Here is a 24,498-nt window from a genome sequence, read left to right as displayed (position 1 = left end):
GAAGGGATAGACGCAGGGCATGCTGAACCGAATTTACCTGGGCATCCTCAACGGCATGGCGGTGTTTGCCGGTCTTATGCTTGTCTGGCTGCTGGTGGCTATTGTGCTTGCCGTGGTGATCCGCAATCTCGGTGCGCAGCCCTCAGCGTGGTTTTTCCTCTCCACGGAATATGCGATGTTCTATCTGACCCTGCTCGGGGCGCCGTGGCTTGTGCGCAAAAAAGGCCATGTTCATATCGAACTGCTCACATCCGTATTGTCGCCAACGGCGCTGAATATCCTCAGCCGGTTCGTCGCCGCGATCTGCACCATCACTTCCCTGGTTCTGGCCTGGAAAGGATTGGAGCTTGTGCTGATGAATATCGAGCGCAGTGACTATGATGTGCGTGCCTTCTTCGTCCCGAAATGGATACTCACGATTGCCTTTCCGATCAGTTTCACGCTGATGGCCATCGAATTCGCCCGCTTCGTGTTCGGCAAGGAGATCCTTCATACCGGTGAAGCGGGGTTCCAGGAATAATGGAATGGTATCTCGCGCTGGCGTTCCTGCTGAGCCTTATCCTGGTTCTCATGGCCATCGGTACGCCAATCGCCATGGCATTTCTTGCCGCGAATGTCGTCGGCGCGTGGTATTTCATGGGCGGCGGCTCCGGCGTGATCCAGATGCTGGATAACGGCTTCGGCGCGCTGTCGAGCTTCGCTCTGGTGCCGATTCCGCTCTTCCTTCTGATGGGTGAGTTGTTCTTTCGCACCGGGCTGGGGATGCGGATGTTCAATGCCATCGACAGGCTGATGGGACGCGTGCCGGGCCGGCTTTCCTATGTGACCGTTGCGGGAGGCACCGCCTTCGCAACTCTCAGCGGGTCATCGATGGGCTCGACGGCGCTGATGGGCTCGCTGCTGGTCCCCGAGATGGAGCGGCGCGGCTATAAGAAACATATGGCGATAGGGCCGATCCTGGGGACGGGCGGTCTAGCGATCATTATCCCGCCATCCGCGCTTGCTGTGCTTCTGGGTACGCTCGCCCGAATAGATATCGGCGCGCTGCTGATTGCCGGGATCGTCCCAGGGCTGGTTCTGGCCGGGCTTTACATGCTGACCATTTATATTCAGACACGGATCGACCCGGACGCGGCACCCGCCTATTCGCTGGAGGCCGTTCCAGCAGGGGAAAAGCTGATCCTTGTGCTGCGCGACATCCTGCCCATGATCAGCGTCATGGCGATCATCATCGCGCTGATGCTGTCCGGCTTCGCAACGCCTTCGGAGGCAGCCGCCTTCGGCGCGCTCGGGGTGATCCTGCTGGCGGTGATCTTCAGGTGCCTGACTTTCACGGCATTCCAGGAATCCGTCGTCGGCGCGCTGAAGGTTACGCTGATGGCCTATCTGATCGTCTTCGGTTCTGCGACGTTCAGCCAGCTTCTCGCATTTTCCGGTGCGTCGAGCGGTCTCATCCAATGGGCGATAGGGCTGGAGCTCTCCCCGGTGCTGATGCTGTTAACGATGTTTGCGGTCCTTCTCGTCCTTGGAACCTTCATGGAGCAAATCAGCATCATGATGCTGACCGTGCCGTTCTTCTTTCCGCTTGCGGAAACCCTGGGCTTCGACCTGATCTGGTTTGGTGTGGTTGTCCTTCTGGCTCTGGAGATCAGCTTTTCGACACCACCGCTCGGGTTGCTTCTCTTCGTCATGAAGGGCGTCGCTCCGCCGGGCACATCGATGCGGACGATTTACATGGCGGCGATCCCGTTCATCCTGTGCTCGATGCTGCTGGTCGGTCTGATGATTGCCTTTCCAGGCATTGCCACCTGGCTACCAGGCATGATGTAAGCTTGGCCGATGGCTAAGAGGACGGCCGTCGGCGGTTTTGCGAAAAACTTTCTGTCTTGTGTCGCTGCCGGAGGTACGCTCCACTGAAGGGGCGTTCTTCGAAATTCACGACCGAAATGACCTGAAGACGGTCGCTGTCTCAGCAGCCAGGTTTGTGCGCGTCAGCATTCTTGCCATTCCGCGCCAAAATGTTGCGGAGGTCGTCAACTTCTTCGGCTCTGTAGAACCTATGACCGCGACCGTCAGCGTGAACGTCTGCGAAGCTGCCATCTTTGTGGCGGTTGCGCAGGTTCGAGGTACTAACGCGCAGCACTTCGGCGGCCTCGGTCGCGCTGAAGCGGCGCAAGGACTTGCGCTCTTCTGGATCGAACGCAACTTTCATCTGACGGCCAAGCGACTCAGCAAGACTGTCTGCGAATGCTCCGATATTGGAAGAGCCTATGCCGTTGGAGGCGTTGGAGCGAGAAAGGCATCTGCGCGAAGACGACTGTGGGACTGACTGCCGAGCACGTCGAGAAGACGACGGTGATGAGCTACGCCACTGACATGAAAGCTCACCGAACGGCGTCCAGTCCGGGCCTCAAACTGTTCCCCACACGCGTGGGGATGAGCCGAGTTCTGGCAGATCGAGGTTAATGAGCACGCAATAGCGACGAGGTGTCCTATCGTCCCATCAGCCCCGGCAGCCATGTCATCAGGCCGGGAAAGGCCGTGCAGATCAACAACCCGATAAATTGCAGCGCGAAGAAAGGCAGGATGCCGCGATAGACTGTGCCCATGCCGATATGCGCAGGCAGCGTGCTTTTGATGTAGAAAAGCGTATAGCCGAAGGGCGGGCTGATATAGCCCATCTGAATCGTCAGCGCGAAGAGGATACCGAACCAGATCGGGTCAAAGCCCAGATGCTGTACAATGGGCATGAAGACCGGCACGGTCAGCAGGATAATCCCGATTTCGTCCAGTACCGTGCCCAGAAAGACCAGCAGGACCATCATCATCGCAAGGATGATATAGCGATTAACCTGAAGCGCCCCGATAAGGCCAAGCAGCGTATCCGCCCCTCCCAGCCCGGTGAAGATCGCGACGTAGGCCTTCGCGCCGAGCGTGATCCACAGGATCATGGCGGTTGCCGTCATCGTTTCCGTGCAGGCGGCGCTGATGATCGGCCATTTCAGGGTGCCGCGCAGCCCGGCTGCAAGGGCCGCGCCCGCGACACCAACTGCTGCGGCCTCGGTCGGCGTTGCAATGCCGAAGAAGATCGAGCCGAGCACCATCACGATGATCGCCGTCGGCAGGATCAGCGTCCTTAGAGAGGCCAGTTTTTCGGCCCGTCCGGCATTCGGCGCCTCGTCCCGCAGGGGGGCCATGTCCGGCCGCAGACGGCAGATCACTGCGATGTAAAGGATGTAGAGCCCGCCAAGCAGCAATCCCGGCACGATCCCCGCGATCAGCATCTTGCCGATGCTGACCTGCGCCGTAACCGAATAGACAATCGTTAGCACCGAGGGCGGGATGAGGATCCCCAGCGTGCCCGACGCGCAAATCGTCCCCGTCGCCAGCCGCGCATCATAGCCCCGGCGCAGCATTTCCGGCAGTGCCAGCATCCCCATCGCCGTCACTGCGGCACCGACGACGCCGGTCATGGCCGCCATCAGGATGCAGATGACGACCGTGCCGATGGCCAGCCCGCCACGCAACCGGCCGAACCACAGCTCCATCGCGCGGTAAAGATCGCCGATCACGCCGGACCGCTGCAACAGAACCGCCATGAAGATATACAGAGGTATGCCCAGCAATGCCTCGGACTTCATGGTATCGAAGATTTGCAGGATCAGCAGGACAAGCGCATTCGCATCCCAGAAAAGCACGGTGAACAGCACCGAAAGCCCGCCCAGCACAAAGGCGACGGGCAAGCCGGTCAGCAGGAACGCGGTCAGCCCGCCGAACATCAGAACCAGGATCAGCGTCGGCGACATCAAAGCATCTCCTCGGCATCATGATTGTGGCGGATCAGCGCGGTGGGGTCGCCAAAGATTACACGCAACCATTCGGCGAGCGCTTGCATACCCATGAGCAGCAGCGCCACCGGGATTGCCAGCTTCACTGGCCAAATCTGCGGGTTCCAGGTCGAGAATGACGTCTCGCGATACTCGAAGCTGTCGATGGCGAAGGGTACGGCATAGATCAACAGGATGAAGCAGAAGGCGATGATGATCGGATAGTTCAGCAACTGGAAGACGCGTCGCGTCCGGGGCCGGGCGCTTCGTTCGATCAGGTCCATGTTCACGTGACCGCGCGTGTGCAGAAGATAGGGCCCGCCTAGCAGGAAATAGGGCCCGAAAATCATCAGCGCCAGCTCCATCGCCCAAGGTGAGGGCGCATTGAAGAGATAGCGCATAAGCACCGCCCACAGCATAAGCGGCACGATCAGCATCATGGCGAGCCCGGCCACGCGGAACAGCACCCGGTTGACGCCGGTCACGGCCCTTGTATAGGCCGCGACACCTGCGGGAAGGTTCTGATAGTGCTGCGCCACAGCGTTACGACAGAAGTCCCAGATCTCGCATCTGCGCCATCTGCGATTCAAGGATCTTCACGGCAAGCGGATCGTCCTTTGTCGCCTCGCGCCAGACCTCTGACGCCTTGGCGCGGCCTTCGCTGACATCGTCGCCGGACAATTCGATCACCTCGACACCCGCAGCCTTGAAGGTCTCCAGCGCCGATGCATCGGTCTTGGCCTTGTTTTCCTGATAGGCGTCCGAAACCTCTTTCGCGGCTTCCGCCAATGCCACCTTGAAGTCTTCGGGAAGTGCGTCGTGCGCGCGGCTATTTGCGACATAGCTGGTTGCGGTGGTCGGCTGATGGACGCCGGGCAGGATGATGAAACTTGCCACCTCGCCCAAGCCCGCATCCAGATTGGCCTGCAAATCGCCCCGATCGGCAATGTCGATCAAACCCTTGTCCAGCGCCGAATAAACCTCTGCCGTAGGCAGTGGGCTGACCGCAACGCCGAAGGCGCTCATCACCGTGGATGCCAGGCCGGTAAAGCGGCCCTTCTTGCCGTTCAGATCGCCCAGGGTACGAATTTCGACCTTGGAATGTATCGGCTCCTGATCATAAATGGTGGGCGCGATGTAATGCAGGCCGGCAGGGCCGTATGCCTCGCGCGCCATGTCGATGCCGCCATTATCATAGAACCAGGCACTGTAATCTTCCGATTTCAGATAGCCGAAGGGGATCGTGCTGGTAAAGGCAAGGGCAGGGATCTTGCCGGCGGAATAGCCGTCGAAAGTCTTCATCAGCTCAAACGCACCGCCGCGCACAGCGTCGAAGGATTCCGCGGGCGGCACGATTTGCCCGGCCGAAAACAGGTTCAGTTCGAAAGCCCCGCCGGTCTTTTCCGCGACGAGCTTGACGAAGATGTCCTCATAGGTCTGTGGCGTGGTTCCGCCATCCCACAGGGACTGCATCTTCCAGGTCACTTTGTCGGCGCCTTGCGACAAGGCGGGCGCGGCAAGTGCCGATGCAGCGACGGTTCCAAGGCCGGTGGCAACGAAGCCGCGGCGGGTCAGGCGAATGGTCATGATGTCCTCCCTTTATGATCCTTGATAATCAGGCATTACCTGCGCAGCGCATCCAGTATGTCACGCGCGCGTTCGACGCGCACATCGTGATCGGCAGAAAGCCGGCGGGCGATTTCGTCGATTTCCTCCCCCTTCGCACCGGCAACGATGGCGATATTGCGGGCGTGAAGGGCCATATGGCCGCGCTGAATTCCCTCGGTCGCGAGCGCGCGCAAGGCGGCCATGTTTTGCGCCAGACCGACGACGACGGCGATTTCGGCGAGCTCGGCGGCCGAGCCGATGCCAGCCAGCCTCAGCGATGCCGCGGCCATCGGGTGCGTCTTGGTCGCACCGCCGACGGTTCCGACAGCCATGGGCATCTCAAGCGTTCCGATCAGATTGCCGTCGCGGTCTTTTTCCCATGTTGTCAGAGATGTATAGCAGCCATCGCGTGCGGCGAAGGCATGCGCCCCGGCTTCGATTGCGCGCCAATCATTGCCGGTCGCAACGATCACCGGGTCGATGCCGTTCATGATACCCTTGTTATGCGTCGCCGCGCGATAGGGATCGACCTCTGCCAATGCCTGCGCATCCAGTATACCTTCGATCACCTCGGCACCTTGCATTGTCCTTGTGGTCAACGCCTGCGGCGTGACACGAACCCAGGCGCGCGCCAATCGCCGGTCGGCGAGGTTCGACAGAATGCGCAGGCGTGCGGTACCTTCAGCCAGCTCTGCCAGCCGGGGCGCCAGGAATTCGGCCATGGTATTGACGGTATTCGCCCCCATCGCGTCGCGCACATCGACCAGCAGGTGCACCACCACCATCGCACCGCGCCGGGATTTTTCAAAGACATGCACCTCGATGTCGCGACAGCCGCCGCCAAGCCCGACCAGCACCTTGTCACGGCCATTCGCGGCATCGACCAGCTCATCGCGCGCCGCAAGAATCCGCTGGCGCGCGCCATGTGGATCCGCAATCTGAAGGATCTGCACCTGAGCGCGCATGACCGGATCGGTGGTCGAGGCGTGAAAGCCTCCGCAATCGCGTGCGATCCGCGCCATATAGCTGGCGGCGGCGACAACTGACGGTTCTTCGACCGCCATGGGGATCAGCCGGTCGACGCCATTGATGGTAAAATTTGTGGCCACACCCAGCGGCAATTCCAGTCGGCCGATCACGTTCTCGATCATGCCGTCCGCGGTTTGCATAGGAAGCGCGTTCGAAGCCTGCAGCAGCGCACGATCTTCGGGCGACAGACCGGCTGCATCGCCGACGGCTGCAAGGCGCTGGGCAGGGGTCATGGCACGCATATTGGCAATACGCGAATTGGGTCCGTTCGCAGGATATGACATGAAATTTCTTTCCAGAGGTCGCGCTGAAAACCGAGTTCAACAAGATTGTATCCTTGCATCAAGGTACAATTCTTCCATAATCATGTTGACTGTACCGGTCTATTCAGGGGGACAGTTCCGATGCCTGATGCGCGCGGCACGCTGTCGGCACGGGTGATTGCCGAACTAGAGGGCCGCATTCGTTCGGGCGCAGTGGCCGTCGGCGCGCGCCTGCCTTCGCTGCGTCAGGCAGCGTCGCAATTCGGCGTCTCGAAGAACACCATGGTCGAGGCATATGACCATCTGGTCGCACGCGGCCTTCTGGAGGCGCGGCCCGGATCCGGCTTTTATATCCGTCGACAATACGGGGCCCCGCAGCCGCCCGACCGCCCGCGGTTGCAGGAGGCGGTCGATGCGGCCACCCTGCTGTCGGAGCAACTGGAGCGCCGGTTCCGCACGCGTATCGGTGAAGGGCGTCCGCCCGCCGGCTGGATCGACGGCGCGGTCGCAACCCGTCATCTGCGTCAGGCCATTCACGGTCCAGGCCGAAGCTCGGGTCAGCATTACGACGCGCCCGCCGGTTTCCTGCCTCTGCGCGAGACACTGACCGGGATGCTCGCGGAGCGGTCGATCCCGGTCGATCCGGGAAGCGTCGTCCTGACCCTGGGTGGTAACCATGCCTTCGACCTGATCATCCGTCAGATGGTGCGTCCGGGCGATCCCGTGCTGGTCGAAAGCCCGGGCTATTATCCGCTGTTCGCGAAGCTGAAACTGACAGGTGCCCGCCTGATCCCCGTCGCCAGAACGCCCGACGGCCCCGATCCGGCGCAGCTTTCCCGCGCGGCCCGATCCAGCGGCGCGCGGCTGTTCTTTACACAATCTCTGGCGCATAATCCGACCGCCTCGTCGCTTGACCTGCCGACCGCGCATCGGATCCTTCGCGTGGCTGAGGAGTTGGGGCTGACAATTGTCGAGGATGACATCTTTGGGGATCTGTTGCCGCCTTCGGCGACGCGGCTGGCGGCACTTGACGGGTTGCAGCGTGTCCTGCTGGTCGGCAGCTTCGCCAAGACGCTGTCGGCAACATTGCGCGTAGGCTATGTCACCGGCCCGCCCGCCCTGGTCCAGCCCTTGCAGGCGCTGAAGATGCTGACAGTGGTGAACAGCTGCGGCCACACGGAGCGCGTCGTCCACGCGGTGCTGGCCGATGGGACGTATCGCCGCCATCTGGGCCGGCTGAGGCGGCGCATCATGACAGGCGCCGGACAACTGCGCCAATCCGCGCAGGAGCTGGGATTGCGGCTGAATGTCGATCCGGGCGGGGGCTATTATGCCTGGCTGGAGCTGCCGGCTGGCATCGACGACATGGAACTAGCCCGCCGCGCGGCTGAACGCGACATCTTCCTTGCCCCGGGCACGATATTCATGCCCGAAGGTCACCGCGACTCGCGCGGTTTCCTGCGGCTGAATGTTGGGTATGCCGATGATCCCCGCTTTTCCCGCTTTCTGCGCGACGATGTGGTTGCCTCTGCCAAGCGAGGCTGAAGGACATGCTGGGAATCTGTCGCCTGTTTCGGTGTTGACGGATGCTTGTCACAAAAGGCGCAGGAGGCGCCGATCCGGCTAAGTAAATACGGGCTTCGGTCGCACCGTCCGCGCGCCGGTCAGCCCGAAAGGATCGCTAATGTCGGCGAGGCGCATATTCTGGCCGTGATCCATATGGGACGGTGCGCTCACCGATAGCGACAGTGGGAGGTTTGCAGACGTTCTGCCGGGATCAGCGCCGTCATTCGGACTCGAAGCTTTGTTTGATATTGAAGAGATATATATTCTTGTGAGCGCGCATGAACTGCGCTGCTGCCCGTGGGAGCACTCGAAAGCTCAGCGCCGGGAAGGCGACGACGGCCAGGTCTCCGCGTTCCAGACCGCGTATGGCCTTGGCGGTGTTTTCGACTCGGGCGACTCCGGCTTGGAGCTTCTCTGTTTCCATGAACAGCCGGCGGGCCTCGGCCGTTGGTCGGATCCGGCTGGATGCGCGCACGAAAAGCTTGAAGCCACACGCATCCTCGAAGGCGCGAATCATCTTGCTTACGGCAGGCTGGCTGACGAACAGCGTTTCCGCCGCCTTGCTGATAGATCCGCCTTTCATGACGGCATTGAAAGCTTCGATTTGCCGGATATTGGGGCGTGCCATGCAGCGGTTATAACCGTTTGGAATGGATCTGTTAACTAAATTCAATTGTATCCGGTGACCTTGCGCCGCCTAATCAAGCGGACGGCAACAAGATGACAGGGAGACCAGATGAACAAGCGCCAGCTATTGCTCGCCACGATCCTGACGACCGCGACATCCGGGGCTGCCTCCGCGCAGGAGGTGCTGACTGTCGGGGGTTATGGAGGATCGTTCGAGACACTCATGAAGGAACTGATCATACCGCAGTTCGAAGAGGCCAACGACGTCACGATTACCTTCGTGCCCGGAAACTCCACCGAGAACCTTGCGCGGCTCCAGGCTCAGCAGAGCGCGCAGGAGCTGGACGTCGTGATTCTGGATGACGGGCCGATGTATCAGGCCGATGCGCTGGGCTTCTGCGCCCCCATCGAAGATGCGCCGGTCTATGCTGATATCTACGACATTGCTCGGCTGAGCGACAACGCTGTCGGCGTCGGCTTTGTCGCCACCGGGTTCGCCTACAATGCGGAATGGTTCGAACGCGAAGGCTGGGAGCCTCCGAAGAGCTGGGAGGATCTCGCCGATCCGAAATACGAGCAGATTCTCTCTGTGCCGCCGATCTCGAACACATATGGGCTGCACACGCTCGTGATGATGGCCCGACTGAATGGGGGCGGGGAGGATAACATCGACCCTGGATTCGAAGCGATGGCGAATGATGTTAGCCCGAATGTGCTGGTCTTCGAGCCATCTTCGGGTCGTATGTCGGAGCTGTTCCAGTCCGAGGAGATCGCGCTCTCGATCTGGGGTTCGGGCCGCACGAAGTCTTTGGCCGATACCGGTTTTCCGGCGAAATTCGCCTATCCTCAGGAAGGCGCGGTCGCGCTGATGCTGGCGGCCTGCCCGGTTGTCGACAGCGACGTGCCCGAAAAGGCGCAGGCCTTCATGCAGTATCTTCTTGACCCGGAAATCCAGGTCAGGATCGGGGATGCGATGGGCGCCGGCCCCGTGAACACCACATCCGAATTGCCGCCCGAGCTGGCAGAGGTGCTGCCCTATGGCGACAAGATCGACGATCTTCTGGCGGTGGATTGGGATGTGATCAATCCCGCCCGTCAGGAGTGGACTGCCCGTTGGGCGCGCGAGGTCGAGCGTTAACGCCTTTGTCTCACCGCCGCGGCGCAGAGGCGCCGCGGCTACCGGCTTTTTCAATCATAAGGCAGGGCTGTTCCATGGCATTCCTTGAGCTTCAGGGGCTGACAAAACACTATCACCGGATTGCTGCTGTCGAAGATCTCGATCTGAGCGTAGAGAAAAGCAGCTTCGTATCTCTGCTGGGTCCGTCCGGTTGCGGCAAGACCACGACCCTGCAAATGATCGCCGGCTTTACCACCCCGACATCGGGTAAAATAATGCTGGACGGCAAGGATCTGTCCAGCGTTCCGGCCCGCAAGCGCGGTCTGGGCATCGTTTTTCAAAGCTATGCGCTGTTCATGCATATGACGGTAGCCGAAAACGTCGCCTTCGGGCTGGAAATGCGTAAGGTGGACAAGGCTGAACGCGACCGCCGCGTTACCGAGAGTCTGGACCTTGTGCACCTGAGCCATCTGGCCGATCGTTACCCTTTGGCCATGTCCGGCGGCCAGCGGCAGCGCGTTGCACTGGCCCGCGCCCTGGTGATCGAACCGGCCTTGCTGCTTCTGGATGAGCCGCTCTCGAATCTGGACGCCAAGCTGCGCGAGGAAATGCAGCTGGAACTGCGCCGCATCCAGCAAGAGGCCGGCGTGACCACCGTCATGGTGACGCATGACCAGTCCGAGGCGCTGGCGCTTAGCGACTCTGTGGTCGTGATGGAAAACGGGCGACTTCGTCAGGAGGCCAGTCCTTTCGATGTCTATGAATCTCCGTCCTCCTCTTTCGTGTCGGGGTTTCTGGGCAAAAGCAACAATCTCCGGGCCGAATTGAAATCCAGTTCCGCAGAAGGCTCAGAAATCGTGTGCAACGGCGTCTCACTGAGCGCGGGATCGACCGAATTGCCGCCAGGACCGGTCGAGATCGCCTTGCGGCCGGAGCGTATAAACATCGACGCCGCTGGCAGCGGACTGCCGGGACAGGTCACCGAGCGGGTTTTTCTGGGTAGTCAATGGCTGCTGAAAGTAGACACCGATCTGGGAGAGTTGCTGGTTTCGCGGGGCAATGTCGGCCGCCAGGAGGCTGCCGTGGGCGACAGGGTCTTCCTGCGCTGGGACAGCGCGCATTTGCGCATCCTTCCGCTTGAGGCAGAGGTCGCGCGGACATGACCGGTCAACGCCCCTGGCTGCTGAGCGCGCCGGCACTGATCCTGTTCGCGGTGCTTCTGATCGCACCGCTGATCATGACCTTCCTACTCAGCTTCAACAGCTTCGATTTCTACGACGGCATCGGAAGCGACATGTCGCTTGCCAATTACCGCGAGGTGCTTGGCGATTCCTATTTCTACGAGATTTTCGGCCGCACCTTCGCCATTGCCCTCGCCACCACGGTGATCTGTGCCATCATCGGAGTGCCGCAGGCCTATTTCCTGAACCGGATGACGCCTTTCTGGCGATCGATCATGGTGTTGGTCACGCTTGGCCCGCTGTTGATTTCGGTTGTGGTGCGAACGCTTGGCTGGGCCATCCTTCTCGGCAATAAAGGCGTAATCAACACTTTCCTCACCGATCTTGGCCTCATCGAGCGACCCATCCGCATGATGTACACCTCCGGCGGGATCGTCCTGGCCCTTGTCCATGTGATGATTCCCTTCATGGTGCTGGCGGTATGGGCCTCGCTCCAGCGTCAGGACCCGGCGACGGAAACGGCGGCGGAATCGTTGGGGGCGGGGCCGTTCACGGTCTTTCGCCGGGTTGTCTTTCCGCAGGTCATCCCCGGTGTGCTTTCGGGGTCGCTCATCGTCTTTTCGCTGTCTGCAAGCGCCTTTGCGACGCCGGCAATTCTGGGAGGACGACGCGTCAAGGTGGTGGCCACATCCGTCTATGACGAGTTCATGAACACGCTGAACTGGCCGCTTGGCGCAGCCATCGCGATGCTGCTGCTGCTTTCCGTGATGATCGTGATGATCAGTTGGAACCGGCTTGTCGAACGGCGCTACAAAGAGGTGTTCGAGTGAAAACGAACGGTATCTTTGCCAGCCTGTTTTCGGTGCTTTTCGCGCTCTTCATGCTGGCGCCGATCATCGTCGTGATCGGGGTGTCCTTCACACCGACGGGGTTTCTGGAATTCCCGCCAAGCGGCATTTCCCTGCGTTGGTTCCGCGAGATCTGGGACCACCCGGATTTCATTGCTGCCGCCTGGGTCAGTCTGAAGCTGGCCTTCGTCTCAGCAACGGTCGCGACATTGCTTTCGCTCCCTGCGGCACTCGCGATTGGCCGCGGCCGGTTCCCCGGGCGGGACGCGCTGCAATCGCTGTTCCTGTCGCCGCTGATGGTGCCGACCGTGGTTCTGGGCATCGCGTTTCTGCGCTTTCTGACCCTGGTCGGATTGAATGGCACGTTTTTCGGGCTGATGCTGTGCCACGCGATCATCATCACCCCCTTCATTCTGCGCCTCGTGCTGGCCGCGGTCACCGGGCTTGACCAATCGGTCGAAAAGGCTGCGACCTCGTTGGGTGCAAGTCGCTGGACCGTGTTTCGGCGCATCACCTTCCCGGCGATCCTTCCCGGCGTGATCGGGGGGTGGGTGCTGGCCTTCATCACCAGCTTTGATGAGCTGACCGTGACCGTCTTTATCGTCAACCCGTCGACAACGACGCTACCGGTGAGGCTTTTCTCGCATATTTCGCAGACGACCGACCCGCTCGTCGCCTCGATTTCTGCGGTCGCTATTGCATTTACTGTCATCCTGATGCTCTTCGTCGACCGGCTTTATGGCCTGGACAGGCTATTGATCGGGGAGGGCAAAAGGTGAGCGGAGACAGCCAGACCGCTGATGTCGTCGTTATCGGCGGCGGCCTCGTCGGGGCGGCGATCGCATGGGGCCTCCTCGATCACGGCCATAGTGTCACCGTGTTGGACGAAGGCGATGTTGCGCTTCGTGCATCGCGTGGCAATTTCGGGCTGGTTTGGGTGCAATCAAAGGGAGACGGCCTGTCCGAATACGCGCGCTGGACACGGCGATCCGCCGATCTATGGACGGATTTCAGTGAGAGGCTTGCTGAAGAGACCGGCATATCGCCCAATTACGAAAAGCCGGGAGGGCTCTATTTCACGCTGACCGAGGAAGACGATGCCCGCATCCGTGATCAGCACAAGAGGATGCATAACGTCAACGGCGCGGCGGGCTACGGTGCCGAGATGCTGGATCGCCAACAGTTGGATGAGATGCTTCCCGGACTTGGCCCCGACGTGATCTCGGGCTCCTATTGCAAGCATGACGGCCACACCAATCCGCTTCTTCTTTTGCGCGCCTTGCATCGCGGCATAGCGAAGCGCGGAGGGACATATCATGCAGATGCCGGGGTCCGGCAGGTTGCAAAGGACGGTGACGGGTTCCGCATTACCACGGCAGCGGGAAGCTATCGCAGCGCAAAGGTGGTGATGGCCGCCGGGCATGGCAACACGACGCTCGGGCCGATGCTGGGCATGGATGTGCCGATCCACCCGGAAAAGGGGCAGATCCTGGTGACAGAGCGCGCCGAGCGTCTTCTGCCGTTGCCGACCCATCTTCTTCGCCAGACCAACGAAGGCACCATCATGATCGGGGACAGCCATGAAGACACGGGCTATTCCACGGCCTCGAGCTCTGGCGTGATGTCCGATGTCGCGGCGCATGCGATCCGCTGCTTTCCGGCGCTGGCAAAGCTGCGCGTCGTGCGGTCCTGGGGCGCCGTAAGGGTGCTCAGCAAGGATGGCTTTCCGATCTATCAGCAATCCGAAGAGCTACCCGGCGCATTCACGATCAACTGCCATTCCGGTGTGACATTGGCTGCCGTTCATGCGGGGCCTTTGGCAGCCGCCATTGCGGGCAATGGGCTCGGCTCTGATTTCGACGCGTTTTCTGCCAGGAGGTTCACGAATGGTTAGCCTGATCGATGATATAGAAGGGCAGATCACCTTCCTGTTTGAAGGCCAGCCAGTGACGGCGCGCCCCGGAGATACCGTAGCCTCCGCGCTGGCCGCTGCGAACACCCGGCATCTGCGCGACAGCGTGGTCAGCGGCGAGCCGCGCGGAGTCTTTTGCATGATGGGCGCCTGTTTCGATTGCCTGGTCGAAATCGACGGGGTCCAGAACAGGCAGGCCTGCATGACTCCGGTGGCCGATGGCATTTCGGTCAAACGCCAGCGTGGCGGCGTGGAGGTCGCGCTATGAGCGAAAGGTCAGATATTGTCATCATCGGCGCCGGACCGGCCGGTATGGCCTGCGCGATCGAGGCGGCGGGCAAGGGTTTGTCGGCGGTCGTTCTGGACGAAAATCCGGCGCCGGGCGGCCAGATCTATCGGTCCGTGGAAAGCGTCGGACAAAAGAGACTGGATATCCTGGGCCCTGACTACGCCAAGGGAAAAGCATTGGTTTCCGCATTTCGCGAAACGGCAGGGATCGACTATCGGCCGTGCAGCACGGTGTGGAATATCGGCTCTGACCGGCGCGTCGAATTCTCGCAAGGCGGTCGCTCTTTCGGCATTCTCGCCGGGAGCGTCGTCGTCGCGACCGGCGCGCTCGAGCGGCCATCGCCGGTTCCGGGCTGGACATTGCCGGGTGTGACGACGGTGGGTGCGCTTCAGATCCTGCTGAAGGGATCCGGCGTCGTTTACGACGATGCCGTGCTGGTCGGCGCCGGGCCGCTTCTGTGGTTGCTGGCCGCCCAGCTGGTCGATGCCAAAACGCCGCCAAAAGCCATTGTCGAGACGACACCACCCCGGCATGTGCTCGGTTTATTGCCGCAACTTTTCGGTTCCTTGGCGGCACCGGGCTATCTGCGCAAGGGTCTCTCGATGATGCGCAAGGTGCGGCGCGCCGGTATTCCGCATCATTCGGGCGCGACGAATATCCGCATTGAGGGCGACAGCCAGGCGACCGCCGTGCGCTTCGAAAGCCGGGGTAGGTCGCACCACATCGCCAGCTCAACGATTGCGCTGCATCAGGGCGTAGTCCCGAACCAGCAGATTACCCGACTGCTGCAATGCGACCATTTTTGGGATGACAGCCAGAAATGTTTCCGACCGCTTTTGGATGAGCGTCGCCAAACCAGCATTCAGAGGGTGTTCGTCGCCGGTGACGGAGCAGGCATCGAAGGCGCTGCGTCGGCAGAGATGCAAGGCCGTCTCGTCGGTCTGTTGATTGCCGCCGAAGCCGGTCACGTCGAGAATGAGCGTATCGACAGCCTGCAAAGTCAGTTGAAGCGCGAGGCAAGCGTGCGACCTTTCCTGGAAAAGCTCTATGCGCCCAGTTCTGAGGTCTTGTCGCCTGCGGATGAAACGATCGTCTGCCGGTGCGAGGAAGTGTCGGCGGGCGCGATCCGCAAAGCCGTGGATGATGGTGCGCCGGGACCAAATCAGGTGAAATCGTTCCTTCGCACCGGCATGGGTCCGTGCCAGGGCCGGGTCTGTGGCCTGGCCGTCGCATCGGTCATTTCTCAGCGCACGGGAAAGCCGCCAGAGGACGTGGATTATTATCGCATCCGCCCGCCGCTGAAGCCTTTGCAGCTATCCGAGCTGGCCGCCTATGACGGCGCTTCCCCTGATAAGGCTGTCGGTTAATGACCGGACCGACGGAATCTGCGTCGCCGGACCTTCTGATCATCGGAGGCGGCATCCACGGCTGCGCCGCTGCATTCTTCGCGGCGAAACGCGGCATGTCCGTCACGGTGCTGGAAAAAGACAGTGTTGCGCGACATGCATCGGGCGTGAATGCCGGCGGGGTGAGACGGCTGGGGCGCGACTTTGCCGAGGTGCCCATTTCGGTCCGCTCCATGGAAATCTGGCATGAGATCGGCTCTCTGCTGGATGACGAGACCGGCTTTCAGATTGCCCCGCAGATCAAGGTAGCTGAAAACGAGGCGGAGCTCGCAAAACTCTCCGAGCGTGCCGAGGCGCTGGAAATGCAGGGTTTCCGGCACGAAGTCCTGCTGGACCGCGCTCAGCTGCGCGAATTGCTTCCGGCGGTTGCCGATCACGCCGTCGGTGGCCTGGCCTGTCTGGATGACGGCTTCGCGCAACCCTTCTGGGCGACGACCGCATTTCGGCGAAAGGCCGAAAAGCTGGGCGCTCGGTTTATCGAGCACGTTGCAGCCGAGAGGATCGAACAAGACGGCACGGGTTGGCTGGTCACGACAGCCTCAGGGATCATTCGAGCGTCAAAACTGCTGGTCTGCGCCGGGGCCTGGTCTGGCGCACTTGCCGCCCAGCTCGGCGAAGATGCTCCGGTTCGGGGCATAGCGCCCCTGATGATCGTCACTGCCCGGCTGCCCCATTTCTGCGACGCCGTGGTCGGGGCGGCCGGCCGACCGCTTTCCTTCAAGCAGATGCCAAATGGCACTGTTGTCATCGGCGGCGGCCGGCGCGGCATCGCTGATCCGGCGCGGAACAGGTCGGAAATCCTGTTCTCTCAGCTCAATCTGACCGCCGAGACGGCGATCAGCCTTTTTCCGATCATGGCCGAAGCAACGATCATCCGAAGTTGGTCGGGTATCGAAGGCTGCATGCCCGACGAGATCCCGGTGATCGGCCCATCGAAGCGGCATGAAGGCATTTTCTACGCTTTCGGCTTTTCCGCTCATGGCTTCCAGCTGGGCCCCGCCGTTGGCGAAACGATGTCAGAGCTGATTGCCACGGGCGCGACCCAGACCGACCTGACCGCATTTGCCATTGACCGATTCGAAAATCACCGTCGCAGCCAAGGGGGACAACAATGATCAAGCGCTACGTACCAAGCAAGATCAATCATCGCGTCGTAGAGGCCGCAGGCATGCTGCATTTCGGGGGACTGATTGCCGACGATCTGAGCCTGGACATGAAAGGGCAGACCAAGCAGATCTGTGAAAAGCTCGACAGTCTGCTGGCCGAGGTTGGTTCTGCCAAGGAAAACCTTGTGACGGCTATGATCTACATCACCGACTTTGCGCAGAAAGATGGTATGAACGAAGCGTGGCTGGATTGGATCCCAGCAGAGCATCTGCCCACGCGCGCGACGATCGGTGTCTCTGATCTCGGGCAGGATGTCCTGATCGAGATCGTCGTGAGCGCAGCCCGCTGACAAGGCTGCGGTAAAGCCAGTCAATGCCATGGTCACGCGGCCAGCGCACGGAACTCTGGAAGGTGACTTTACGCCTCGACAGCATGGTGAAGCCGTGGTCGTCTGACGATTTCTGATGTGCGATAGGCTGCGGCGGAAGCGCTCGAAGAATGGGCTAGGGATCAGCCGAACGTCGAGCCTACTGCTTCGGAAAACATCCGCGCCCGTCCGCGTCCCTCAGTCGATGAGGGTTGCGGCAGATACAGTCAGTTATCTGTTGGCAGCCGGCCAAGAATATCTCGCGCCCGCTGACGAACCGGCTCATCGATCATCGCGCCGTCGATCGATACGGCCCCGTCGCCAGACGCCAGAACCCGCCGCGCCCAGGTGATTTCATCATTCGAAGGGGTATAGGCGCGGAAGACGGCGGGCACCTGCTTCGGGTGGATGCAAAGCTTGCCGCCCATCCCCAGCGCCTTTGCATGGCGCGCGTCGTCAAGGGTTTCCGCCGTATCGTCCAGACGCGCGGTAACACCGTCCAGCGGGGCAACGATACCGGTAAGGCGCGAAGCCAGAACAAGTTCGCAACGCGCAGACAGCAATGCCTCGCGGGTGTGATCACAGCCGAGATCGGCGCAGTAATCGATGGAGCCGAATAATAGCCGACCGATTTCGGGGATGGACGCGATCTGGCGGCAATTGGCCAGTCCAAGAGCCGTTTCGATCAGCGCCATCACAGGCGCATGTCCACCAAGGCTGCGACAGGTTTCCGCGATCGAATCGACATGCTGCGCCTTGGGCAATATCACCGCAGAGATCGCCATTTTTCGCACCGCTGCCACATCGGCGTCGTGCCATCGCGTTCCATAGGCATTGATCCTGACGATGACCGGCTTATCGGTGAAGTCAGATCGCAACAGATCCCGCGCAGCGTCTTTTTCGTCTGCTGCGACCGCGTCTTCAAGATCGAGTATCACCGCATCAGCCTGTGTTGCGGCAGCCTTCCCGAACCGGTCAGGGCGGTTGGCAGGCACGAAAAGCGGGGCGCGAATGTTCGCGATATCTACCATTCCGCGTAAGCTTCCATCGCGACGGGCCCTTCCTTTCCGGCGGTCCATAGTTTGAGCCGCCCGCTCTCTTCGGAGGCGTTCAGAAAGAAGCTGCCACCGGCAAAAAGACTGCTCAGGCTGCGGAAGCTGAACCGGACCGGCGCGCGCTTTCGCAGCTCGGCTGCGTATTGGATCAGCAACATCGCCTGCAGGGGCCCATGCACGACGAGGCCGGGATAGCCCTCTTCGTCGGTTGCGTAGGGCTGGTCGTAGTGGATGCGGTGAGAATTAAAGGTCAGTGCTGAATAGCGAAACAACAGTTCCGGCGTGGCTGCTATCTCGCGCCTGTCATCGCCGGGGGTCGCGGCAGGTCGCTGTCGCGTCGACGTCTTCCCGGGTGGGGCGACATCGAGATAGACGATGTCCTGCCGCTCGGTCAGGATGGCGCGGCCCGAGGCACTGAACCGATGCGTCACCGTAACGAAGCAAAGCGGCCCCGCCTGTCCTTGTTTCAGGACCACATCGTCAACCACCGAGCGGCGCGTCACGTCTTCTCCGATCTTCAGCGGCGAATGAAAGCTTAGCGCGCCGCCGGCCCACATCCTGCGCGGCAGGCTGACCGGCGGCAAAAACCCTCCACGCGTCGAATGTCCGTCGACTCCGAGCGACGCGGTCGGCGGGGCTGGCTGGCAAAGGCAATGATGGATCATCAACGGCGCCTCGTGTCCGGCGTCAGATGACGCATCGCGATCCAGTGTCGCATTGAGCCGTGCGGCCAAGGTAGAGGTCAAGGTCTCGGTCAGGCTTTCCTCGTTGCCGATCCAGCCACGCAGATGGTCGATGTCGATCTTGCCCGCATTCTCTGTTACGCTGTCCATGGATCATCCTCCCTCTTGTTAAGTGAAGGGACAGGGCCATAGCGACGCTCTGAGTCCGCAAACCTTGCGGCCGGCGCCGGATAGCTGACTGGTCCGTTCGGCGTCCCGACCGTCACGCGGCGCAGATGAGGGTGCGCCGACAATGTGTCCATGTCGCTGACCGAGGCAAGAGCGACATCCGCCGCCAACAAAGCCTGCGTTGCCTCAGCGGCATCCAGTCTTGAAAAACCGTCCGCGATCAGCGCGTCGGTTTCGGACCGGTTGGCCACACGTGCGACATTGGTGGCAAATCGCGGGTCGCGGCCCAACTCGGCCCGGCCCAGAAAGGAATCACAAAGCTTGCGCCATTCCCGGTCGCTCTGCACCGAGATCAGGATCGCCTCGTCGTCTTTCGTCCTGAACACGCCATAAGGCGCGATCGAGGGGTGGGCCATGCCCAACCGTTGCGGCGGCTTGCCCGCTTCGGCATTCAGCAGCGGCACGGTAAGCCAGTCCGCCATGACATCGAACATCGAGATGGAGATCTGAGCCCCTTTTCCAGTGATGCCGCGCTGGATCAGTGCCTCCAGGATGGCGGCATGGGCGGTCGCACCGGTGGCGATGTCGACAATAGAGATTCCGACTCGCGCCGGCTCTTCGGGGCCGCCGGTGATCGAGCACAGCCCCGACTCCGCCTGAATCAGCAGGTCATAAGCCTTGCGGTCGGCCATTGGCCCGTCCTCGCCATAGCCTGTGATCGAACAGGTAATCAGCCGCGGCCATTCCCGTGCCAGGCGGTCGAAGTCAAAACCCAGCCGGGCAAGCGCGCCGCGCTTGAGGTTCTGGATCAGCACATCCGCGCCATCCAGCAATTCCTTGAGCTGCGCCTGATCCGCGGGATCGCGCAGATCCAGCGTCACGCTTTCCTTGCCCCGATTGAGCCAGACGAAATAGCTGGATTGGCCGAGCGCCACATCATCATAGCCGCGTGCGAAATCGCCCTCGGGCCGTTCTATCTTGATCACCCGCGCGCCCGCATCGGCCAGCCGGGAACTGGTGAAGGGCGCGGCCACCGCCTGCTCGATGGCAATAACGGTGAGTCCTTCGAGAGGGCGCATCAGAAAGACCTCGGCAAGCCCAGCATATGTTCGGCCACATAGCTGAGAATGAGATTGGTCGAAATCGGCGCGACCTGGTACAGCCGGGTCTCGCGGAACTTGCGCTCGACATCATATTCATTGGCGAAACCGAAGCCGCCATGAAACTGGATGCAGGCATTCGCCGCCTCCCAGCTGGCCTTGGCGGCGAGATATTTCGCCATGTTGGCTTGCGCCCCGCAGGGCTGACCAGCATCGTAGCGGCGGCAGGCTTCCCAACGCATCAGGCTCGCAGCTTCGACCTCGATGAAAGCTTCGGCGATCGGGAACTGAACCCCCTGATTCTGGCCGATGGGGCGACCGAATACCACGCGTTCCTTTGAATAATCCACGACCCGGTCGGTGAACCAGTAGCCATCACCGATACATTCAGCGGCAATCAGAGTGCGCTCGGCGTTCAGACCGGTCAGGATATATTTGAACCCCTGACCTTCTTCGCCAATAAGGTTTTCTGCCGGGATCTCCAGATTATCGAAGAACAACTCGTTCGTTTCGTGGTTAACCATATTGGCGATGGGCTTGACCTCCATCCCGCTTTCCATGGCAGCCTTGATGTCCACGAGGAAGATCGACATGCCTTCGGATTTCTTCTTGACCTCGGACAGCGGCGTTGTCCGTGCCAGAAGGATCATCAGATCGGAATGCTGCACCCGGCTTATCCAGACCTTCTGGCCATTGATGACGTAACGGTCGCCTTTCCGCACAGCCGTGGTCTTGATCTTCGTGGTGTCGGTGCCAGTCGTCGGTTCGGTCACGCCCATGGATTGCAGCCGCAACTCTCCCGAGGCGAGCTTCGGCAGGATATCCTGTTTCTGCGCCTCGGAGCCATGCCGGACAAGCGTGTTCATGTTATACATCTGGCCGTGGCAGGCGCCCGAATTCCCGCCGGCGCGATTGATCTCTTCCATGATGACGCTGGCCTCGGTCAGGCCGAGACCCGAGCCGCCATATTCTTCGGGGATCAGCGCTGCCATCCAGCCGGCGCGTGTCAGCGACTCGACGAACTCTTCGGGATAGCCACGCTCTTCGTCGATGCGGCGGTGATATTCATCGGGGAATTCCGCGCAAAGTGCACGGATCGCGTCGCGAATATCCTGATAGTGGTCGCTGTCTTGCCGGTACATGCCCTCTCCCCCAATCATCACGCGCGTCAGTCCTGCGGTGCCGACCATATTGGGGGACTCACATCTATCTATCAAATATCTGAATGGACTTTCAGCTATACTTTTGAAGCATGGGTAAGCGGAGAAATTTCAAGCGCCGGAGGCAGAGCGGGCAGCGCGGTCGCCGGGCTGCCCGCCAATAATCGGGTTTTCCAAGGATTTACGGGATCAGACAGGGTCCCAGCTGAACACATCTGCTGAAACGTCCAGCGGAAGAAAGCTCGACCGCAGCGACGGGATGGCATGATTGCGCACGCTGTCGATGTCCCAACCTTCGCCGCGATGAACCGAGCGGACCGGCCGCGGTTGCGAAATGAGGAAGATCTCGTTGTTGCGCACCGCGAAGATCTGCCCCGTGACATCGGCACCGTCGTCCGAGGCAAGATAAAGCGCGACCGGTGCGATCTTTTCGGGGCGCATCTCCTTCATCCTGTTCACACGTTCTTCCTGTTCGGGGCTGTCCACCTTGATCGAAGATGTCATGCGGCTCCATGCGAAGGGGGCGATGCAGTTCGAGCGGATTCCCCAGCGCTGGAGGTCGAGCGCGAGCGATTTCGACAGCGCGGCGATGCCCAGCTTTGCTGCCGAATAATTCGCCTGCGCCAGGTTGCCGATCAGACCCGAGGTCGATGTCATATGGATCAGGCTGCCAGAGCCTTGTTGGCGCATCACGTCGGCTGCCGCCCGGCTGACATTGAATGTGCCGTAAAGATGCACTTTGATCACCGCATCGAAGTTCTCATAGGTCATCTTGTGAAAGAACCCGTCGCGCAGAATGCCGGCGTTATTGACCACCGCATCCAGGCGGCCGAACGCATCGCTTGCCTGCCGGACCATCGCCTGCGCGCCGTCCGGATCCGACACGTCATCGCCATTCGCGACCGCCCTGCCGCCTGTGCTTTCGATCTCTGCCACGACCTCATCTGCGGCAGAGCTGGATTCGCGTTTTCCCTCCAGCGATGCGCCGATGTCATTAACAACCACCGCCGCGCCGGAGTTGGCTGCCTCCAACGCAATGGCGCGGCCAATGCCGCAGCCGGCGCCGGTGATCAGCAGCACCTTCCCTTCAAGAGGTTTCCTATCAGACATGTAACAGCTCCGTTTTATGTTGTTGGGGGTGTAAGGGCAGGGTCCGCTTTGACGGTCCCGCCAAGCACGCAGCGCTCGACCTGTTCTGCCGTGCTCACCAGCGATGCCGCGACCTGATCGAGGGCGGAGTCTTCATTCTGACCCGCGATGGTAATGCTGCTGATACCTAGCCGAGGCGTTCCGGTGGGATCGCTGGCAATGGCCGCGACGATGTCCAAACCGCGAAACAGATTGCCACGATCGGTGGCGAAACCGGTATCCCTCGCATCGAGAATATCCTGCCAATAGCCCGCAAAGCCCGGCGCATTCTGCCAGCGGACACTCTCATATCCCTTCCGTGCCGCTTTTTCGTCAAGCCTCAGCCTGGCCGCATAGCAGCGCCCGACGGCGCCCGCAAAAACCGGCAGGCGGCTATGCGGATGGATCATGGCCTGCACGATGTTCGGGGCAGCAAAACTATCGGTCAGCACGATCCTATGCGCGACGGTGATCTGCCACAGCGCGATCATCACGCCGTGCTTCTGGGCAATCTCGGTCAGCGCTGGACGCAGCAGATCGGATGAACCTGCGCCCAGCAACGGTGCCGCGAATTCCATCAGACCCATCCCGATCTGATAGGTTTTGTCGTCCGGATTGAAGCTCAGAAGTCCCTCATAGCTGAGTGAGCGCAGGATGTTGAACGCCGATGAGACGTTCAGATCTGCCTCGCGCGCGATCTGTGTCGCGCCCATCGGACGGCCGGCCGCGGCCAGCAACCGCATGATGCGCACCGCGTTCTGAACCGCCGGGACAAGCTTATGGTTGGGGTCGCCCATCGATTATTCCCTCAAGAGAATGATATTTACTATACAGAATAATTCTGCTAATTCAAGTCGCGACAATGCACGCACCGATGGGAGGGATGGCAATGGCGGTTGGTGTTGACAGTGACGTTTTCGAACAGCTTCTGACGACGGTAGAGCGATTCGCGCGGGAGCGACTGATCCCCGCCGAGCGAAGGGTCGAGGATGAAAATGACATCCCCGAGGAAATCATTGCCGAGATGAAGGAGATGGGGCTGTTCGGCCTGTCCACCCCAGAGGAGTATGGCGGGATCGGTCTGAACGTCCCGCAGGAAGCGCGTCTGATCGAGACGCTGTGCTATGCCTCGCTGACGTTCCGGTCTCTGATCGGGACAAATGTCGGAATCGGCTCTCAGGGTATCGTCATGGACGGAACGGAAGAGCAAAAGCGGCAATGGCTGCCTGGCATTGCCAGCGGCGATGTGATCGCGTCCTTTGCCCTGACCGAGCCCGATAATGGATCGGACGCGGGCGGTATCCGGACATCCGCGCGGCGCGATGGCGACGCGTTCGTGATCAACGGGACCAAGCGTTACATTACCAACGCGCTGCGGGCCGGCGTCTTTACCGTCTTTGCGCGCACGGATCCTGATAAGTCAGGGGCGGATGGCGTGTCCGCCTTTATCGTCCCCGCCGACACCCCAGGGATCACGGTGGCGCCTGCCGACCGGAAAATGGGTCAGCGCGGCACAAAGACCTCGGACGTGATCTTCGAGGATGTGCGCGTTCCCGAAAGCGCGATCCTTGGCGGACCGGAACGGCTGAACAAGGGCTTTCGCACCGCGATGAAAGTGCTGGATCGTGGCCGGATCCATGTCGGCGCCATGGCGGTTGGGCAGAGCCAGCGAATGCTGGACATCGCGACGGATTACGCGCTTGAGCGCAAGCAGTTCGGCAAGCCCATCGGAGAACATCAGCTGGTGCAGGGGCTTCTGGCCGACAGTCAGGCCGAACTCCATGCGGCGCGCGCGCTGGTGCGTGCCTCTGCCGATACGTTCGACCGTGAAGGCAAGGCGATCCTCGAGGCATCCTGCACGAAATATTTCTGCACCGAGGCTGCTGGCCGCATCGCTGACCGCGCTTTGCAGGTCCACGGCGGCGCGGGTTATATGGCCGAATACGATATCGAACGGCTCTATCGCGATATCCGGCTGCTGCGCATCTATGAAGGAACGAGCCAGATACAGCAGCTTGTGATCGCAAGACGCACGCTGGCGCAGCGGGCGGGCTGAT

General features: G+C 60.9%; 25 protein-coding genes and 1 pseudogene. 14 read left to right on the top strand and 12 right to left on the bottom strand.

Features of this window, described 5'->3' with window-relative positions; genetic code table 11:
- Positions 1-19 precede the first annotated feature (19 nt).
- Positions 20-520 carry a TRAP transporter small permease gene (locus tag PAF18_RS12540; RefSeq protein ID WP_271116042.1) on the top strand — a complete coding sequence of 167 codons (501 nt, stop codon included), beginning with the start codon at positions 20-22 and terminating at the stop codon, positions 518-520.
- A complete protein-coding gene (locus PAF18_RS12535; RefSeq protein WP_271116041.1) occupies positions 520-1,830 on the top strand; it encodes a TRAP transporter large permease in 1,311 nt (436 codons plus the stop codon). The genes PAF18_RS12540 and PAF18_RS12535 overlap by 1 nt, the downstream gene beginning before the upstream one ends.
- Before the next feature lie 139 nt (positions 1,831-1,969).
- Here PAF18_RS12535 and PAF18_RS17510 read toward each other — a convergent pair whose 3' ends face one another.
- Positions 1,970-2,212 carry a MerR family transcriptional regulator gene (locus tag PAF18_RS17510; protein ID WP_353620660.1) on the bottom strand — a complete coding sequence of 81 codons (243 nt, stop codon included), beginning with the start codon at positions 2,210-2,212 and terminating at the stop codon, positions 1,970-1,972.
- Positions 2,213-2,274: 62 nt separating this feature from the next.
- Here PAF18_RS17510 and PAF18_RS12525 point away from each other — a divergent pair.
- Positions 2,275-2,415 (top strand): annotated as a pseudogene (locus PAF18_RS12525) (IS5/IS1182 family transposase); the annotation flags it as partial.
- A gap of 77 nt (positions 2,416-2,492) precedes the next feature.
- Here PAF18_RS12525 and PAF18_RS12520 read toward each other — a convergent pair.
- Genes PAF18_RS12520 through PAF18_RS12505 form a run of 4 tightly spaced genes read right to left on the bottom strand, consistent with a single transcriptional unit; the run spans position 2,493 to position 6,748 of the window.
- Complete coding sequence (locus PAF18_RS12520; protein ID WP_271116040.1) at positions 2,493-3,806, bottom strand: TRAP transporter large permease; 1,314 nt, start codon at positions 3,804-3,806, stop codon at positions 2,493-2,495.
- Complete coding sequence (locus PAF18_RS12515; protein WP_271116039.1) at positions 3,806-4,366, bottom strand: TRAP transporter small permease subunit; 561 nt, start codon at positions 4,364-4,366, stop codon at positions 3,806-3,808. Before PAF18_RS12515 ends, PAF18_RS12520 begins: the two co-directional genes overlap by 1 nt.
- Positions 4,367-4,370: 4 nt before the next feature.
- Positions 4,371-5,414 (bottom strand): TRAP transporter substrate-binding protein DctP, encoded by a 1,044-nt coding sequence (gene dctP, locus PAF18_RS12510; protein WP_271116038.1) that lies wholly within the window; start codon positions 5,412-5,414, stop codon positions 4,371-4,373.
- Between the two features lie 35 nt (positions 5,415-5,449).
- Positions 5,450-6,748 (bottom strand): hydroxymethylglutaryl-CoA reductase, degradative, encoded by a 1,299-nt coding sequence (locus tag PAF18_RS12505; RefSeq protein ID WP_271116037.1) that lies wholly within the window; start codon positions 6,746-6,748, stop codon positions 5,450-5,452.
- Between the two features lie 120 nt (positions 6,749-6,868).
- On the opposite strand from PAF18_RS12505, the gene PAF18_RS12500 reads away from it, so the two are divergent.
- Positions 6,869-8,272: an aminotransferase-like domain-containing protein gene (locus tag PAF18_RS12500; protein ID WP_271116036.1), complete on the top strand. Its 1,404-nt coding sequence runs from the start codon at positions 6,869-6,871 to the stop codon at positions 8,270-8,272.
- A 241-nt stretch (positions 8,273-8,513) separates the two neighbouring features.
- Here the strand turns inward: PAF18_RS12500 and PAF18_RS12495 are convergent, their stop codons facing one another.
- Positions 8,514-8,921, bottom strand: coding sequence for a LysR family transcriptional regulator (locus PAF18_RS12495; protein ID WP_271116035.1), 408 nt, complete (start codon positions 8,919-8,921; stop codon positions 8,514-8,516).
- A gap of 108 nt (positions 8,922-9,029) precedes the next feature.
- Between PAF18_RS12495 and PAF18_RS12490 the strand changes: the two genes are divergently transcribed.
- The 9 genes from PAF18_RS12490 (at position 9,030) to PAF18_RS12450 (ending at position 17,129) form a co-directional block, all read left to right on the top strand.
- Positions 9,030-10,058 (top strand): ABC transporter substrate-binding protein, encoded by a 1,029-nt coding sequence (locus PAF18_RS12490; RefSeq protein WP_271116034.1) that lies wholly within the window; start codon positions 9,030-9,032, stop codon positions 10,056-10,058.
- A 74-nt stretch (positions 10,059-10,132) separates the two neighbouring features.
- A complete protein-coding gene (locus PAF18_RS12485) occupies positions 10,133-11,200 on the top strand; it encodes an ABC transporter ATP-binding protein (protein ID WP_271116033.1) in 1,068 nt (355 codons plus the stop codon).
- A complete protein-coding gene (locus PAF18_RS12480; RefSeq protein WP_271116032.1) occupies positions 11,197-12,048 on the top strand; it encodes an ABC transporter permease in 852 nt (283 codons plus the stop codon). The genes PAF18_RS12485 and PAF18_RS12480 overlap by 4 nt, the downstream gene beginning before the upstream one ends.
- The gene (locus PAF18_RS12475) at positions 12,045-12,845 is read left to right on the top strand and encodes an ABC transporter permease (protein ID WP_271116031.1); all 801 of its coding nucleotides are present in this window, start codon (positions 12,045-12,047) and stop codon (positions 12,843-12,845) included. The genes PAF18_RS12480 and PAF18_RS12475 overlap by 4 nt, the downstream gene beginning before the upstream one ends.
- Positions 12,842-13,960, top strand: coding sequence for an NAD(P)/FAD-dependent oxidoreductase (locus PAF18_RS12470; RefSeq protein ID WP_271116030.1), 1,119 nt, complete (start codon positions 12,842-12,844; stop codon positions 13,958-13,960). Before PAF18_RS12475 ends, PAF18_RS12470 begins: the two co-directional genes overlap by 4 nt.
- On the top strand, positions 13,953-14,246 hold the full coding sequence (locus PAF18_RS12465; RefSeq protein ID WP_271116029.1) for a (2Fe-2S)-binding protein: 294 nt from the start codon (positions 13,953-13,955) through the stop codon (positions 14,244-14,246). The genes PAF18_RS12470 and PAF18_RS12465 overlap by 8 nt, the downstream gene beginning before the upstream one ends.
- Entirely contained in the window at positions 14,243-15,634 is a 1,392-nt protein-coding gene (locus tag PAF18_RS12460) for an FAD/NAD(P)-dependent oxidoreductase (protein ID WP_271118129.1), read from the top strand. Before PAF18_RS12465 ends, PAF18_RS12460 begins: the two co-directional genes overlap by 4 nt.
- Entirely contained in the window at positions 15,634-16,788 is a 1,155-nt protein-coding gene (locus PAF18_RS12455; protein ID WP_271116028.1) for an NAD(P)/FAD-dependent oxidoreductase, read from the top strand. Before PAF18_RS12460 ends, PAF18_RS12455 begins: the two co-directional genes overlap by 1 nt.
- Positions 16,785-17,129 (top strand): RidA family protein, encoded by a 345-nt coding sequence (locus PAF18_RS12450; protein ID WP_271116027.1) that lies wholly within the window; start codon positions 16,785-16,787, stop codon positions 17,127-17,129. Before PAF18_RS12455 ends, PAF18_RS12450 begins: the two co-directional genes overlap by 4 nt.
- A 245-nt stretch (positions 17,130-17,374) precedes the next feature.
- On the opposite strand, the gene PAF18_RS12445 is transcribed toward PAF18_RS12450, so the two are convergent.
- From PAF18_RS12445 to PAF18_RS12420, 6 genes are all read right to left on the bottom strand, one after another.
- On the bottom strand, positions 17,375-18,178 hold the full coding sequence (locus PAF18_RS12445; RefSeq protein WP_271116026.1) for an HpcH/HpaI aldolase/citrate lyase family protein: 804 nt from the start codon (positions 18,176-18,178) through the stop codon (positions 17,375-17,377).
- On the bottom strand, positions 18,172-19,035 hold the full coding sequence (locus tag PAF18_RS12440) for an HTD2 family dehydratase (protein WP_271116025.1): 864 nt from the start codon (positions 19,033-19,035) through the stop codon (positions 18,172-18,174). The genes PAF18_RS12445 and PAF18_RS12440 overlap by 7 nt, the downstream gene beginning before the upstream one ends.
- Positions 19,023-20,132: a CaiB/BaiF CoA transferase family protein gene (locus tag PAF18_RS12435; RefSeq protein ID WP_271116024.1), complete on the bottom strand. Its 1,110-nt coding sequence runs from the start codon at positions 20,130-20,132 to the stop codon at positions 19,023-19,025. The genes PAF18_RS12440 and PAF18_RS12435 overlap by 13 nt, the downstream gene beginning before the upstream one ends.
- Positions 20,132-21,295 (bottom strand): acyl-CoA dehydrogenase family protein, encoded by a 1,164-nt coding sequence (locus PAF18_RS12430; protein WP_271118128.1) that lies wholly within the window; start codon positions 21,293-21,295, stop codon positions 20,132-20,134. The genes PAF18_RS12435 and PAF18_RS12430 overlap by 1 nt, the downstream gene beginning before the upstream one ends.
- A 207-nt stretch (positions 21,296-21,502) precedes the next feature.
- On the bottom strand, positions 21,503-22,423 hold the full coding sequence (locus PAF18_RS12425; RefSeq protein ID WP_271116023.1) for an SDR family oxidoreductase: 921 nt from the start codon (positions 22,421-22,423) through the stop codon (positions 21,503-21,505).
- A gap of 14 nt (positions 22,424-22,437) precedes the next feature.
- Positions 22,438-23,238 carry an IclR family transcriptional regulator gene (locus tag PAF18_RS12420; protein WP_271116022.1) on the bottom strand — a complete coding sequence of 267 codons (801 nt, stop codon included), beginning with the start codon at positions 23,236-23,238 and terminating at the stop codon, positions 22,438-22,440.
- Positions 23,239-23,330: 92 nt separating this feature from the next.
- Between PAF18_RS12420 and PAF18_RS12415 the strand changes: the two genes are divergently transcribed.
- On the top strand, positions 23,331-24,497 hold the full coding sequence (locus tag PAF18_RS12415) for an acyl-CoA dehydrogenase family protein (protein WP_271116021.1): 1,167 nt from the start codon (positions 23,331-23,333) through the stop codon (positions 24,495-24,497).
- The last annotated feature ends 1 nt before the right edge of the window (position 24,498 follow it).

This window comes from Paracoccus sediminicola, assembly GCF_027912835.1.
Taxonomy (GTDB): Bacteria; Pseudomonadota; Alphaproteobacteria; order Rhodobacterales; family Rhodobacteraceae; genus Paracoccus; species Paracoccus sediminicola.
The sequence above is the reverse complement of the archived record's forward strand: the minus strand, read 5'-3'. Positions and strand labels throughout refer to the sequence as shown.

Excerpts from the sequence above, each read along its gene's own strand:
- dctP (WP_271116038.1), bottom strand. The coding sequence starts at position 5,414 with ATGACCATTCGCCTGACCCGCCGCGGCTTCGTTGCCACCGGCCTTGGA.
- PAF18_RS12450 (WP_271116027.1), top strand. The coding sequence starts at position 16,785 with ATGATCAAGCGCTACGTACCAAGCAAGATCAATCATCGCGTCGTAGAG.
- PAF18_RS12485 (WP_271116033.1), top strand. The coding sequence starts at position 10,133 with ATGGCATTCCTTGAGCTTCAGGGGCTGACAAAACACTATCACCGGATT.
- PAF18_RS12420 (WP_271116022.1), bottom strand. The coding sequence starts at position 23,238 with ATGGGCGACCCCAACCATAAGCTTGTCCCGGCGGTTCAGAACGCGGTG.
- PAF18_RS12505 (WP_271116037.1), bottom strand. The coding sequence starts at position 6,748 with ATGTCATATCCTGCGAACGGACCCAATTCGCGTATTGCCAATATGCGT.
- PAF18_RS12540 (WP_271116042.1), top strand. The coding sequence starts at position 20 with ATGCTGAACCGAATTTACCTGGGCATCCTCAACGGCATGGCGGTGTTT.
- PAF18_RS12455 (WP_271116028.1), top strand. The coding sequence starts at position 15,634 with ATGACCGGACCGACGGAATCTGCGTCGCCGGACCTTCTGATCATCGGA.
- PAF18_RS12430 (WP_271118128.1), bottom strand. The coding sequence starts at position 21,295 with ATGTACCGGCAAGACAGCGACCACTATCAGGATATTCGCGACGCGATC.
- PAF18_RS12535 (WP_271116041.1), top strand. The coding sequence starts at position 520 with ATGGAATGGTATCTCGCGCTGGCGTTCCTGCTGAGCCTTATCCTGGTT.
- PAF18_RS12460 (WP_271118129.1), top strand. The coding sequence starts at position 14,243 with ATGAGCGAAAGGTCAGATATTGTCATCATCGGCGCCGGACCGGCCGGT.
- PAF18_RS12435 (WP_271116024.1), bottom strand. The coding sequence starts at position 20,132 with ATGCGCCCTCTCGAAGGACTCACCGTTATTGCCATCGAGCAGGCGGTG.
- PAF18_RS12520 (WP_271116040.1), bottom strand. The coding sequence starts at position 3,806 with ATGTCGCCGACGCTGATCCTGGTTCTGATGTTCGGCGGGCTGACCGCG.
- PAF18_RS12500 (WP_271116036.1), top strand. The coding sequence starts at position 6,869 with ATGCCTGATGCGCGCGGCACGCTGTCGGCACGGGTGATTGCCGAACTA.
- PAF18_RS12490 (WP_271116034.1), top strand. The coding sequence starts at position 9,030 with ATGAACAAGCGCCAGCTATTGCTCGCCACGATCCTGACGACCGCGACA.
- PAF18_RS17510 (WP_353620660.1), bottom strand. The coding sequence starts at position 2,212 with ATGAAAGTTGCGTTCGATCCAGAAGAGCGCAAGTCCTTGCGCCGCTTC.
- PAF18_RS12415 (WP_271116021.1), top strand. The coding sequence starts at position 23,331 with ATGGCGGTTGGTGTTGACAGTGACGTTTTCGAACAGCTTCTGACGACG.
- PAF18_RS12445 (WP_271116026.1), bottom strand. The coding sequence starts at position 18,178 with ATGGTAGATATCGCGAACATTCGCGCCCCGCTTTTCGTGCCTGCCAAC.
- PAF18_RS12495 (WP_271116035.1), bottom strand. The coding sequence starts at position 8,921 with ATGGCACGCCCCAATATCCGGCAAATCGAAGCTTTCAATGCCGTCATG.
- PAF18_RS12425 (WP_271116023.1), bottom strand. The coding sequence starts at position 22,423 with ATGTCTGATAGGAAACCTCTTGAAGGGAAGGTGCTGCTGATCACCGGC.
- PAF18_RS12480 (WP_271116032.1), top strand. The coding sequence starts at position 11,197 with ATGACCGGTCAACGCCCCTGGCTGCTGAGCGCGCCGGCACTGATCCTG.
- PAF18_RS12465 (WP_271116029.1), top strand. The coding sequence starts at position 13,953 with ATGGTTAGCCTGATCGATGATATAGAAGGGCAGATCACCTTCCTGTTT.
- PAF18_RS12440 (WP_271116025.1), bottom strand. The coding sequence starts at position 19,035 with ATGGACAGCGTAACAGAGAATGCGGGCAAGATCGACATCGACCATCTG.